The sequence below is a fragment of the Streptomyces sp. NPDC030862 genome (genome assembly GCF_055571835.1).
Genome location: NZ_JBVIEN010000002.1, coordinates 267,509 through 280,221, shown reverse-complemented (window position 1 = coordinate 280,221; position 12,713 = coordinate 267,509). Strand labels below are relative to the sequence as shown.

Annotated in this window: 11 protein-coding genes and 1 riboswitch; of the genes, 6 read left to right on the top strand and 5 right to left on the bottom strand. The window is 69.7% G+C overall.

The features are described 5' to 3' along the window. Nucleotides 1-4 precede the first annotated feature (4 nt). The 3 genes from ACZ42X_RS05540 to ACZ42X_RS05530 all read right to left on the bottom strand — a co-directional run bounded on the left by ACZ42X_RS05540 (nucleotide 5) and on the right by ACZ42X_RS05530 (nucleotide 3,278). The gene (locus ACZ42X_RS05540; RefSeq protein WP_468285600.1) at nucleotides 5-796 is read right to left on the bottom strand and encodes a carbohydrate ABC transporter permease; all 792 of its coding nucleotides are present in this window, start codon (nucleotides 794-796) and stop codon (nucleotides 5-7) included. 125 nt (nucleotides 797-921) lie between these two features. Continuing rightward, the gene (locus ACZ42X_RS05535; protein ID WP_361419397.1) at nucleotides 922-1,929 is read right to left on the bottom strand and encodes a carbohydrate ABC transporter permease; all 1,008 of its coding nucleotides are present in this window, start codon (nucleotides 1,927-1,929) and stop codon (nucleotides 922-924) included. Nucleotides 1,930-2,000: 71 nt separating this feature from the next. Then, complete coding sequence (locus tag ACZ42X_RS05530; RefSeq protein ID WP_468284587.1) at nucleotides 2,001-3,278, bottom strand: extracellular solute-binding protein; 1,278 nt, start codon at nucleotides 3,276-3,278, stop codon at nucleotides 2,001-2,003. A 322-nt stretch (nucleotides 3,279-3,600) separates the two neighbouring features. On the opposite strand from ACZ42X_RS05530, the gene ACZ42X_RS05525 reads away from it, so the two are divergent. The 6 genes from ACZ42X_RS05525 (at nucleotide 3,601) to ACZ42X_RS05500 (ending at nucleotide 10,888) form a co-directional block, all read left to right on the top strand. Next, nucleotides 3,601-4,368 carry a GntR family transcriptional regulator gene (locus ACZ42X_RS05525; RefSeq protein ID WP_468285597.1) on the top strand — a complete coding sequence of 256 codons (768 nt, stop codon included), beginning with the start codon at nucleotides 3,601-3,603 and terminating at the stop codon, nucleotides 4,366-4,368. Nucleotides 4,369-4,636: 268 nt separating this feature from the next. After that, nucleotides 4,637-4,882, top strand: a complete 246-nt coding sequence (locus ACZ42X_RS05520) for a DUF3311 domain-containing protein (protein ID WP_361419403.1) — start codon at nucleotides 4,637-4,639, stop codon at nucleotides 4,880-4,882. Further along, on the top strand, nucleotides 4,879-6,507 hold the full coding sequence (mctP, locus tag ACZ42X_RS05515) for a monocarboxylate uptake permease MctP (protein WP_468284585.1): 1,629 nt from the start codon (nucleotides 4,879-4,881) through the stop codon (nucleotides 6,505-6,507). Before ACZ42X_RS05520 ends, mctP begins: the two co-directional genes overlap by 4 nt. Before the next feature lie 90 nt (nucleotides 6,508-6,597). Further along, on the top strand, nucleotides 6,598-7,128 hold the full coding sequence (locus tag ACZ42X_RS05510) for a GNAT family N-acetyltransferase (RefSeq protein ID WP_468284583.1): 531 nt from the start codon (nucleotides 6,598-6,600) through the stop codon (nucleotides 7,126-7,128). A 64-nt stretch (nucleotides 7,129-7,192) separates the two neighbouring features. Further along, a riboswitch (cobalamin riboswitch) is annotated at nucleotides 7,193-7,315 on the top strand. Between the two features lie 139 nt (nucleotides 7,316-7,454). Next, entirely contained in the window at nucleotides 7,455-9,818 is a 2,364-nt protein-coding gene (locus ACZ42X_RS05505) for a ribonucleoside-diphosphate reductase subunit alpha (protein ID WP_468284581.1), read from the top strand. Beyond that, nucleotides 9,818-10,888, top strand: a complete 1,071-nt coding sequence (locus tag ACZ42X_RS05500) for a ribonucleotide-diphosphate reductase subunit beta (RefSeq protein ID WP_468284579.1) — start codon at nucleotides 9,818-9,820, stop codon at nucleotides 10,886-10,888. Before ACZ42X_RS05505 ends, ACZ42X_RS05500 begins: the two co-directional genes overlap by 1 nt. A 56-nt stretch (nucleotides 10,889-10,944) precedes the next feature. On the opposite strand, the gene def is transcribed toward ACZ42X_RS05500, so the two are convergent. Together def and ACZ42X_RS05490 are read right to left on the bottom strand one after the other, a co-directional pair. Beyond that, nucleotides 10,945-11,577 carry a peptide deformylase gene (gene def, locus ACZ42X_RS05495; RefSeq protein WP_468284577.1) on the bottom strand — a complete coding sequence of 211 codons (633 nt, stop codon included), beginning with the start codon at nucleotides 11,575-11,577 and terminating at the stop codon, nucleotides 10,945-10,947. 71 nt (nucleotides 11,578-11,648) lie between these two features. Continuing rightward, the gene (locus ACZ42X_RS05490; RefSeq protein WP_468284575.1) at nucleotides 11,649-12,629 is read right to left on the bottom strand and encodes a tetratricopeptide repeat protein; all 981 of its coding nucleotides are present in this window, start codon (nucleotides 12,627-12,629) and stop codon (nucleotides 11,649-11,651) included. Between the last annotated feature and the right edge of the window lie 84 nt (nucleotides 12,630-12,713).

Genomic DNA, 12,713 nt, shown 5'->3' with positions numbered 1-12,713 from the left:
GCCGTTATCCCTTCACTGCGCCGGCGGTCAGACCCGCGGCCATCTTGCGCTGGACGAGGAGGAAGAGGATGACGACGGGGACGGCCATCATCGTGGCGCCGGCCATCATCGGGGCGTACTCGGTCCCGTTCTTGGTGGTGAAGTTGCCCAGCCAGACGGTGGCCGTCTGGTTCTGCTGGCTCATCAGCATCAGGGCGTACAGGTACTCGTTCCAGGCCTGGATGAAGCCGTACACGGAGGTCGCGACCATGCCGGGGGCGAGCAGCGGGAACACCACCCGGACGAAGGCGCCGGTGCGGGTGCAGCCGTCGACCATCGCCGCCTCCTCCAGCTCCTTGGGGATGTTGACGATGAAGCCGCGCAGCGTCCACACCGTGAAGGGGAGGATGAAGGTGAGGTACGTGATGATCAGGCCGGTGAGCTTGTCGTACTGACCCAGGTCGTTGAGCAGCAGGAAGACCGGGATGATCATCGCGACGAGCGGGACCATCTGGACCGCGAGGATGCCGACGATGACGATCTTGCGGCCGCGGAAGGCGAAGCGCGAGATGGCGAGCGCGGCCAGCATGCCGACGACGATGCCGATGAGGACGACGACGAACGAGACGATCAGCGAGCGGCCGACCGGGCCCCAGAAGTCCGCGATCTGGAAGGCCCGCTCGAAGTTCTCCAGGGTGAACGTGCGGGGGAAGAAGTGCGGATCGGGGTCAATGGCGTCCTTGGCCGGCTTGAACGCCGTGTTCAGCATCCAGTAGACCGGGAAGCCGATGGAGACGAAGACGAGCAGGCCGATCAGGTTCCAGCCGAGCTTGCGGCCGGGCCTGCCCTCCGGCGTACGCCCGGGCCTGCCCGCGGAGCCGGCCCCCGGCGTGGCGCCGGACGTGGCCCCGGACGTGGCGCGCGGCGCGGTGGTCGTGGCGCTCACTCGACTTCTCCGATCTTGAGCATCTGACGCATGTACACGGCGACGACACCGAGCAGCAGGACCACGGTGACGACCGCGATCGCCGAGCCGCCGCCGTAGTCGTTGACCACGAAGGCCTTGTCGTACGAGTACGTCGTCAGGAGCTGGAACTCGGCCTCCGGGTGGCCGTTGCGCATCACGAAGACCTGCGGGAAGACGCCCATGTCCCAGATCACCGACAGCGTCGTGAGCATCACGATGATCGGCTTGAGGATCGGCAGGGTGACGTACCGGAAGACGCCCCAGGCGCCGGCGCCGTCGAGGCGGGCGGCCTCCTCCAGCTCCTTGGGCACCTGGGTGAGGCCGGCGCTGAGCGTGATGACGACGAAGGGCACCGCGCCCCAGACGACCAGCAGCATGATCACGGCGAGGCCCTGGGGGCCGCTGGCGAACCAGTTGTGCCCGATCATGTCGACGCCCGGCACCTGGCTGAGCAGCCAGTTCAGCACGCCGTAGTCGGCGTCGAAGAGCCACTTGAAGATGGCGGTGGCGACGATGATGGGCATGCCCCAGCTCGCGACCAGCGCGATGTTGATCAGGGTCTTGACCCAGCCGGAGACGCGCTGCAGCAGCAGGGCGATCAGCATGCCGATGACCATGGTGAAGATCACCGCGCCGGCGGCGAAGAGCACGGTCCGCAGCACGACGGTCCAGAACTCGCCGTCCCCGAGGATCTTGGCGAAGTTCCCGAAGCCGACGGACTCGGGCTCCTTGAAGCCCCAGAGCTGGGGCTGCTCGAACTTCTGGAAGGCGAGGGTGACCAGCCGCACCAGCGGATAGCCGAGGACCAGCAGGAGGACGAGCAGGCAGGGCGCGAGCAGCGCCCACGGCACCGCGGCTCCCCCGGTCCCGGGCTTCCCGGGCTGTGCGGCCCGCTTCGCGGGGCCACCGGGCGGGGCGGACTTCCGTACCCGCGATGGCCGCGTGGGCGGCACCTTGGCAGTGGTTGTGTCGGCGGCACTCATCGCGACAGCGGTCCCTCTTCTCGTACGGGCGCCGGGGCCCCGCCCGGCGGTGGCGGGGCCCCGGCGTCAGGTCACTTGGTGTTGATGACCTTGTCGATCGCGGCGTCCGCGTCCTTCGCGGCGGCCTCGACCGACTTCTTGCCGGTACCGATCTCCTGGAGCAGGGTCTTGAGGGTCTGCGCCTTCTCGACCTGTCCCCAGCCGGGCGCCATGGGGACGAACCAGTTGGACTCGGCCGCGGTGGCGGCGACCATCGTCTTCGGGTCGGCCTTCAGGGTCGCGAGGTCCGTCTTGTTGTTGGGCAGGTTGCCCTTGGCGAGCAGGCCCTTCTGGCCCTTGGCGCCCGTGTAGGCGTCGATCCACTCGGCCGCGACGTCCTGCGCCTTGGACTTGACCGGGATGGCGAGGTCGGAACCGCCGAGGAAGACGGGGATGTTCTTGCCGGACGGGCCGGGCATCACGAAGTTCTCGAGGTTGTCCTTGAGCTTGCCCGTCTTGTCGTTCTTCGGGTCGGCGGCGGTGCCGCCCTCCCAGGCAGCCGCGAAGATCATGGCGGCGTTGCCCTGGCCGAAGACGATGGGACGGTCCGACTCGTCCTTGGTCTTGTCGGCCTTCATGTAGGTGTCGAGGACCTTCTTGTACTCGTTGAGTCCCTTGAGGGACTCGGGCGAGGACAGGTTGGCCTTCCAGGTGTCGCCGTCCTTCTTGGCGATGGAGCCGCCCGCGTCGTACACGAAGGACATCGCGGCGTACCAGTCCGGCGAAGGCTGGTACCAGCCGCTGAACTTGTCGCCCTTCTTCGCCTGGATCTTGTCCAGGGCGGCGGTGAGCTCGGCGTACGTCTTCGGCGGGGTCTTCACACCGATCTCGGCGGCCAGGTCCTTGCGCCAGGTGGCCACGCGGCCGCCGGCGTAGTAGGGGACGCCGTAGGTCTTGCCCTCGTAGGTGACGGACTCCTTGAGTCCGTCCAGCCACTGGTCCGACTGCTCGAACTTCTTCGGGTCGACCTCGGCGAAGGCGCCCTTGACCATGTAGCCGAGCATCTCGGTGTTGCCCATCTCGACCACGTCCGGCGCCTTGTCCGTGGCGAGTACGGCGTCGAGCTTGGCGTTCTTGTCCGGCCAGCCGTAGTACTCGTGCTTGATCTTGATGCCCGGGTACTTCTGCGCTATCGCGTCGTCGGCCGCCTTCACGAGGTCCGGCCAGTTGTTCTGGGCGTCGACCGTCAGCCAGACGGTGAGCTCCTTGGCGCCGCCCCCCGCGGCGTCCCCACCCTTGTCGGAACCACACGCCGCCACGCCGACCACCATGCCCGCGACGCCGATCGCCGCGATGAGCTTGCGCTTCACGCCACCCTCCTCAGGGATGCCTGCAACCCTTGCCCCCACCGCGAAGCCATACGACGGCCATACGACGTGTACTGGTGTACGTGTCCTGCCTGTGCTGCCCGTGGGACTGGGACCGGCCTTTAATGGTTTAGACCAGTAACCGGGAGCTTGGCCTAGACCTTTAGGGGTGTCAAGGGTGTATAAGAAGGGCAGTCGGCTCCGTTACGAGACCGACACCTGAGGAGGGGCGACGACCCGTGACCGGTCCGTGCCACCATGTGAGCCGCAAGGGACGGAGGAGCCGGTGACGGCAGCAGCACAGGAGTCGGGAAGGCGGGCGGCCATGGCCACGGACGGGGGCGGCAGCACCGAGAGCGAGAGCGGGACGGCCACTCGCACCGCACGCGTGCCCAAGTACTACCGGCTCAAGCGGCATCTGCTCGACATGACGCAGACCATGCCCCCGGGCACCCCGGTGCCCCCGGAGCGCACGCTCGCCGCCGAGTTCGACACCTCTCGCACCACCGTGCGCCAGGCGCTCCAGGAACTGGTCGTCGAGGGCCGGCTGGAACGCATCCAGGGCAAGGGCACGTTCGTCGCGAAGCCGAAGGTCTCGCAGGCGCTCCAGCTCACCTCGTACACCGAGGACATGCGCGCCCAGGGCCTCGAACCCACCTCGCAGCTCCTGGACATCGGGTACGTCACGGCCGACGACACCCTCGCCGGGCTGCTCGACATCTCGGCCGGCGGCCGCGTGCTGCGCATCGAGCGGCTGCGGCTGGCGAGCGGCGAGCCGATGGCCATCGAGACGACGCACCTGAGCGCGAAGCGCTTCCCCGCGCTGCGGCGGTCGCTGGTCAAGTACACCTCGCTGTACACGGCACTGGCGGAGGTCTACAACGTCCGGCTCGCGGAGGCCGAGGAGACCATCGAGACCTCGCTGGCCACGCCGCGCGAGGCGGGGCTGCTCGGTACGGACGTGGGCCTGCCGATGCTGATGCTGTCGCGCCACTCGCTGGACGAGGACGGCAAGCCGGTGGAGTGGGTGCGCTCGGTGTACCGGGGCGACCGGTACAAGTTCGTGGCGCGGCTGAAGCGCCCGAACGACTGACGAAGCGGACGCCCGCCGCGGCGAAGACGTGGACGAGGTACGAGGGAGGGGCCGGCGCCGTGCGCGCCGGCCCCTCCCGTCGTCTTCCCGCCCGCTCCACGACGCCCTGCAACACCCCGCGGCGCCCGCAACGCCCGCAACGCCCGCAACGCCCGCAACGCCCGCCCGAGACACGTCCGTTATGCGGACGGGGGTTCCATGGAGCGGGACGGTCCCTTAGATTGCGTGCGCATGACGCCAGGTGATCAGTGAGGGGACGGAACGCCGTATGACACAGGAGAAACAACCAGTGGTCACCCCCGTGCGGGTGGTGGTGGCGCTCTGCCTGTTCGCGCCCTTCGTCGCGATGCTCTGGGTCAGCTCGTACGCGAAGGTCGAGCCGAAGCTCGCAGGGATCCCGTTCTTCTACTGGTACCAGATGGCCTGGGTCGTCATATCGACCGTGCTGACGATGGTGGCGTACAAGCTGTGGCACCGTGACCAGCGGTCCCGCAAGGGGGGTGCGTCGCAGTGAAGGACGGCGTGAACGGCGTCGCACTCGCCGTCTTCATCTTCTTCTTCCTGGCCGTCACGGTGATGGGCTTCATGGCCTCCCGCTGGCGCAAGGCCGAGAACGAGCACAGCCTGGACGAATGGGGCCTGGGCGGCCGGTCGTTCGGCACCTGGATCACCTGGTTCCTGCTGGGCGGCGACCTCTACACGGCGTACACCTTCGTCGCCGTCCCGGCGGCGATCTACGCGGCGGGCGCCGCGGGCTTCTTCGCCGTCCCGTACACGATCCTCGTCTACCCGCTGATCTTCACCTTCCTGCCGCGCCTGTGGTCGGTGTCGCACAAACACGGCTACGTCACCACCTCCGACTTCGTGCGCGGGCGGTTCGGCTCGAAGAGCCTGTCGCTGGCGGTGGCCCTGACCGGCATCCTCGCCACGATGCCGTACATCGCGCTGCAGCTCGTCGGCATCCAGGCGGTGCTGGACGTGATGGGTGTGGGCGGCGGCGAGACCACGCACTGGTTCATCAAGGACCTGCCGCTGCTGATCGCGTTCGGCGTCCTCGCGGCGTACACGTACTCCTCCGGGCTGCGGGCGCCCGCGATGATCGCCTTCGTCAAGGACACGCTGATCTACATCGTCATCGCGGTGGCGATCATCTACATCCCCATCAAGCTGGGCGGCTTCGACGAGATCTTCAGCAAGGCCGGCGAGGCGTACGCGCAGATCAACCCGGCGACCGACAAGCCGCGCGGCGCCCTGGTACCGGGCGAGATGGGCCAGTGGGGTTACGCGACCCTCGCGCTCGGCTCGGCGCTGGCGCTCTTCATGTACCCGCACTCCATCACGGCGACGCTCTCCTCGCGCAGCCGTGACGTGATCCGCCGCAACACCACGATCCTGCCGCTGTACTCGCTGATGCTGGGTCTGCTGGCGCTGCTCGGCTTCATGGCCATCGCGGCGGGCGTGAAGGTGCAGAACGGCCAGCTGGCCATCCCGCAGCTGTTCGAGAACATGTTCCCGGACTGGTTCGCGGGCGTCGCCTTCGCGGCCATCGGCATCGGCGCGCTGGTCCCGGCGGCCATCATGTCCATCGCCGCCGCCAACCTCTTCACCCGCAACATCTACAAGGACTTCCTGAAGCCGGACGCCACGCCGGAGCAGGAGACCAAGGTGTCCAAGCTGGTGTCGCTGCTGGTGAAGGTGGGCGCGCTGGCCTTCGTCCTCACCATGGACAAGACCGTCGCCATCAACTTCCAGCTGCTGGGCGGCATCTGGATCCTCCAGACCCTGCCGGCGCTGGTGGGCGGCCTGTTCACCCGCTGGTTCCACCGCTGGGCGCTGCTCGCCGGCTGGGCGGTCGGCATGGTCTACGGCACGGCGGCGGCGTACGGCGTCGCCAGCCCGACGCAGAAGCACTTCGGCGGCTCGTCCGCCGAGATCCCCGGCATCGGCGAGATCGGCTACATCGGCCTGACGGCCTTCGTCCTCAACGTCCTGGTCGTCGTCGTCCTCACCTTCGTCCTCAAGGCCGTCAAGGCGCCCGAGGGCATCGACGAGACCTCGCCGGAGGACTACACGGCGGACGCGGGCGACCCGGGCGTCCAGGTGGAGCTGCCCAAGGCCACGGCGGGCTCGGGGCACTGAGGCCGCACCACTGACCCATCCGCGTACGACGGGCCGTCGCGCCTCCCTCACGGAGGCGCGACGGCCCGCTTCGTTGTGCACTCTGGCCCCATGGACATCACCATCAGGGCGGTACGGCCGGAGGAGCACGCGGCGCTGGGCGAGCTCACGGCGCAGGCGTACCTCGCAGACGGGCTGCTGGCCTTCGCCGACAGCGACGAGTATCTGATCGAACTGCGGGACGTGGCCGGGCGGGCCGCCGACGCCGAGGTCCTCGTGGCCGTGGAGCGGGGCGCCGGGGAGCCGGGCGCGCCCGGCCGGGGCGAGCGGCTGCTGGGCGGCGTGACGTTCGCCCCGGGCGGCGGGCCCCTGGCCGAGCTGGCGGGGCACGGCGAGGCCGAGATCCGGATGCTCGCCGTCGCGCGCGAGGACCGGCGGCGCGGCGCCGGGGAGGCGCTCGTCCGGGCGTGCGTGGAGCGGGCGAGGGCGGCGGACGGCTGCCGCCGGGTGGTGCTCTCCTCGCAGCAGGCGATGCGGACCGCGCACCGCGTGTACGAGCGGCTGGGGTTCGTCCGCACTCCGGAGCGCGACTGGACGCCGGTCCCGGGGGTGACGCTGCGTACATACGCGCTCGACCTCTGAGCGGCGCGTCTTGTGGTGGCCGACACAAGATGTGGGGGGTGGCTCAGCGGACGCCCCCCACATGTATGCTCATCTCGCTGTCGTCGCAGGGGAATCCGGTGCGAATCCGGAACTGTCCCGCAACGGTGTGTTGGTGTGCCTTTGGGCACCCACGAGTCCGAGCACCTGCCGGCAGCGCGCCCGGACCGTCCGGCCCGGGTGCCCAGACGTCCGGGCCTCGCGGAATGGGCCGGTGGACGCGGATACGTGCGCCCCTGTGCCGGAGGCGCCCCGCTCTGCCGTGCCCCGCCGCCGGTGGCCCCGAGCCGAGCGAGGGAGAGCCCCACGTGACCATCGCGCCAGCCGATCCGGTGTCAGCGAGCCAGAGCGACGGGAACGACGCCGGCGACGGTCCCGGGACCGTCCTGCTGCGCACCCTGACCGACCTGACCGCCGACCTGCCCGACACCGACCCCGGCCGGGTCGCCGCCGCCGCGCTGCGCGGCCGGCACGCCGGGTCGGACGAGGCGGAGCTGCGGGAGCTCGCCACCGAGGCGGCCGCCGGGCTGATCGCCGAGGACCCGGCGTACTCGCGGCTCGCGGCCCGGTTGCTGACCATCGGCATTGCGGCGGAGGCGGCCTCGCAGGGGGTTACGTCGTTCTCCGGCTCCGTCGCCGTGGGGCACCGCGAGGGGCTGATCGCCGACCGCACCGCCGACTTCGTCCGCGTCCACCGCGAGCGGCTCGACGGGCTGGTCGACCCGGCGGCCGACGACCGGTTCGGCTACTTCGGGCTGCGGACGCTCTACTCCCGCTACCTGCTGCGCCACCCGATCACGCGCAAGGTCATCGAGACGCCGCAGCACTTCCTGCTCCGGGTGGCGGCCGGGCTGGCCGAGGACGACAGCGTCCGCGCGCTGGACGAGGTCGCGGCGCTGTACGGCCTGATGAGCCGCCTCGACTACCTGCCCTCCTCCCCCACGCTGTTCAACTCCGGTACGCGCCACCCGCAGATGTCGTCGTGCTACCTGCTGGACTCGCCGCTGGACGAGCTGGACTCCATCTACGACCGCTACCACCAGGTGGCGCGGCTCTCGAAGCACGCGGGCGGCATCGGCCTGTCGTACTCGCGCATCCGCGCCCGCGGCTCGCTGATCCGGGGCACGAACGGGCACTCCAACGGCATCGTGCCGTTCCTGAAGACCCTCGACGCCTCGGTCGCGGCCGTGAACCAGGGCGGGCGGCGCAAGGGCGCGGCCGCCGTGTACCTGGAGACCTGGCACGCGGACATCGAGGAGTTCCTGGAGCTGCGCGACAACACCGGCGAGGACGCCCGGCGCACCCACAACCTCAACCTCGCGCACTGGATCCCGGACGAGTTCATGCGCCGGGTCAACGCCGACGCCGAATGGTCGCTGTTCTCGCCGGCGGACGTGCCCGAGCTGGTCGACCTGTGGGGCGAGGAGTTCGACGCCGCCTACCGCGCCGCCGAGGCCAAGGGGCTGGCCCGCAAGACCATGCCGGCCCGTGACCTGTACGGGCGGATGATGCGGACCCTCGCGCAGACCGGCAACGGCTGGATGACGTTCAAGGACGCCTCGAACCGTACGGCCAACCAGACCGCCGAGCCCGGCACGGTCGTCCACTCCTCGAACCTCTGCACCGAGATCATCGAGGTGACGAACGACGGCGAGACGGCCGTCTGCAACCTCGGCTCGGTCAACCTGGGCGCCTTCGTCAGCGGCGGGGACATCGACTGGGAGCGGCTCGACCCGACCGTCCGCACCGCCGTGACCTTCCTGGACCGGGTCGTGGACATCAACTTCTACCCGACCGAGCAGGCCGGGCGCTCCAACGCCAAGTGGCGGCCGGTCGGCCTGGGCGCGATGGGCCTCCAGGACGTCTTCTTCAAGCTGCGCCTGCCGTTCGACTCCCCCGAGGCGCGGGCCCTGTCGACGCGTATCGCCGAGCGGATCATGCTGGCGGCGTACGAGGCCTCCGCCGACCTGGCCGAGCGCAACGGCCCGCTGCCCGCCTGGGAGCAGACCCGCACCGCGCGCGGTGTGCTGCACCCCGACCACTACGACACCGAGCTCACCTGGCCGGAGCGGTGGGCGGCCCTGCGCGAGCGCGTCGCCGCCGTCGGCATGCGCAACTCGCTGCTGCTGGCCATCGCGCCGACCGCGACCATCGCCTCGATCGCCGGTGTGTACGAGTGCATCGAGCCGCAGGTCTCCAACCTCTTCAAGCGCGAGACGCTGTCCGGCGAGTTCCTCCAGGTCAACTCGTACCTGGTGGAGGACCTGAAGCGGCTGGGCGTCTGGGACGCGCAGACCCGTGAGGCGCTGCGCGAGTCGAGCGGCTCGGTGCAGGGCTTCTCGTGGGTGCCGGAGGAGATCCGCACGCTGTACCGCACGGCGTGGGAGATCCCGCAGCGCGGCCTGATCGACATGGCGGCGGCCCGTACGCCGTTCCTGGACCAGTCGCAGTCGCTGAACCTGTTCATGGAGACGCCCACCATCGGCAAGCTGTCGTCGATGTACGCGTACGCCTGGAAGCAGGGCCTGAAGACGACGTACTACCTGCGCTCGCGCCCGGCGACCCGGATCGCCCGCGCCGCCCAGGCGTCCATTCCCGTTCAGCAGGCCGCCGACCCCGAGGCCGTCGCCTGCTCCCTTGAGAACCCCGAGTCCTGCGAGGCCTGCCAGTAATGAGCTCCGCCCACCCGTCGCCCGACCACCGCCCCTCAACGACGGCACTGCGTGCCGACACCCCTGTTTTCAAGAACCTGCTCGACCCGGGCTTCGAGCTGACTCTCCGCCCCATGCGCTACCCGGACTTCTACGAGCGCTACCGGGACGCCATCAAGAACACCTGGACCGTGGAGGAGGTCGACCTCCACTCCGACGTCGCCGACCTCGCCAAGCTGACGCCCGGTGAGCAGCACCTGATCGGCCGGCTGGTCGCGTTCTTCGCGACCGGTGACTCGATCGTCGCGAACAACCTGGTGCTGACGCTCTACAAGCACATCAACTCGCCCGAGGCGCGACTGTACCTGTCGCGGCAGCTGTTCGAGGAGGCCGTGCACGTCCAGTTCTACCTGACGCTGCTCGACACCTACCTGCCCGACCCGGAGGACCGCACGGCCGCCTTCGCCGCCGTGGAGAACATTCCCTCCATCCGCGAGAAGGCGCAGTTCTGCTTCCGGTGGATGGACTCGGTCGAGAAGATCGAGCGGCTGGAGTCGAAGGCCGACCGCCGCCGCTTCCTGCTGAACCTCATCTGCTTCGCCGCGTGCATCGAGGGCCTGTTCTTCTACGGGGCCTTCGCCTACGTGTACTGGTTCCGGTCGCGCGGCCTGCTGCACGGCCTGGCGACCGGCACCAACTGGGTGTTCCGCGACGAGACGATGCACATGAACTTCGCGTTCGAGGTCGTCGACACCGTCCGCAAGGAGGAGCCGGACCTCTTCGACGACGAGCTCCAGCAGCAGGTCACCGACATGCTGAGGGAAGCGGTGGAGGCGGAGCTCCAGTTCGGTCGCGACCTGTGCGGCGACGGCCTGCCCGGCATGAACACCGAGTCGATGCGCCAGTACCTGGAGTGTGTCGCCGACCAGCGCCTGATGCGCCTCGGCTTCGCGCCGGTGTACGGCTCGGAGAACCCGTTCTCGTTCATGGAGCTGCAGGGCGTCCAGGAGCTCACGAACTTCTTCGAGCGCCGCCCCTCCGCCTACCAGGTGGCGGTGGAGGGTTCGGTCGACCTCGACGAGGACTTCTGAGATGACGGCGGGGCCCCGTCCGGACGTACCGGAACGGGGCCCCGCCGTCGTACGGCTCAGTCGTTGGCGACGACCGGGTAGCGCGGCGTACCCGCCTCCATCTGCTTCAGCGCGTCCTTGCGGTCGCGCTTCGACAGGCGGTCGATGTACAGGTACCCGTACAGGTGGTCCGTCTCGTGCTGGAGGCAGCGGGCGAAGTACCCGGTGCCGCGCACCTTGATGGGGTTGCCCTTGGCGTCCTGGCCACGCACCACGGCGTAGTCGGGCCGGGCCAGCGAGGCGTACGCCGTCGGGATGGACAGGCAGCCCTCGTTGGAGTCGTCGAGGACGCGCAGCTCCGGCGGCAGCTCCTCCAGAACGGGGTTGCAGACGACGCCCACGTGCCGGACACCCTCGTCGTCCGGGCAGTCGTAGACGAAGACCTTCAGGTCCACACCGATCTGATTGGCCGCCAGACCGACGCCCTCGGCGGTCCGCTGGCTGGCGAACATGTCGTCGATCAGCCGGGCCAGCGAGTCGTCGAACTCGGTGACGTCCTTGCACTCCTTGTGGAGCACCGGGTTCCCAACGACGGTGATCGGGCGGGACGTGCCGCGCTCCCGGTGGGCGCGCTCGCGCTCCTCGCAGTCCTCCGTGTCGATGATGAAACCCTCGTCGTCGACGTACGGATCCGTCTCCTGCTGCGCCATGTCCGCCTCTGCGCCTTTCTCAGTACCCGATGCATGCATGCCTGATGTGCTGGTACAGCCTACGACCCGGCTCAGCAGACTTCTTCGAGATCCCGCCACTCGCGGCTGTCCGGGCTGTCCGCCACCCAGCCGTCCAGCAGCCCGCGGACCAGTCCGGCGGGCGCCGCGATGCCGCACTCGCGCTCCGGCACCCACAGCTCGCCCGGCGAGCGGTGCCCGAGCGGGCCCGGGTGCCCGGGCTCGCTGTGGTCGTGCGGGTCCAGGTGCTCGCCCTCGCCCTCGGCGCTCGGCATCCGCGACTCCGAGCAGGGCCGGCACAGCAGCCGTACGGACGAGGACCAGTCCTCGGCGGCGAACCCGGCGTCGGCCGCGAGCCGCTCCAGGGCGTCCCGGTCGGCCTCGGTCGCCGCCTCCAGGAGCACCACCCAGGTCGGTACGGGGGACGGTGCCCACAGCTCGATCTCGTCGAACACCGGGAAGCTGTGCCCGGCGGACGTGGTGCGCTCTCCATGGGGGACCCCGTCGTGCAGCACGACCTCGCCCCAGCGCCGGCCGGAGGACGGCAGCGGAATGGAGAGCACCTCTATCCGGGCCGGGTCGAGCCGACGGCCCCACACCACCTCGGCCTCGCCCTCCGGCGACAGCCGTACGGCGGCGCTGCCCAGCTCCATCCCGGTCGGCTCACCGCTCGCCGCGGCGGCCCCCGGCACCTTCAGGCCGTACGCCTGCCAGGCGCGGCGCGCCAGCGGCCAGTCCTGGAGCGCGGTGGCGGCGATGCCGACGTTCCACCAGTCCGGGGCGCCGGCGTCCTTGTCGAGGAGCGCGACCGCGCGCAGGCCCGCCGTGCGCGCCTGCTCCCAGTCGTGCCGGAACTTGTGCAGCAGCGCCAGGTTGAACCAGGACTCCGAGAGCCAGGGCTCCAGGTCCGCCGCCCGCGTCAGCAGCGCGCCCGCGTCCTCGTACCGCCCGTCCCCGATCAGCGTGAACGCGCGGTCGGTGGCCTGCCGCCACGAGGCGGAGGGCCGATGCCGTACCTTCCCGAAGATCCTCACGATTCCCGCCTGCCGGTCTGCCGGTCGCTTTCGCTGAAGGTCTCTGCCCCCGGACACCCTCTTGTTCGCATCCAACCATGCCCG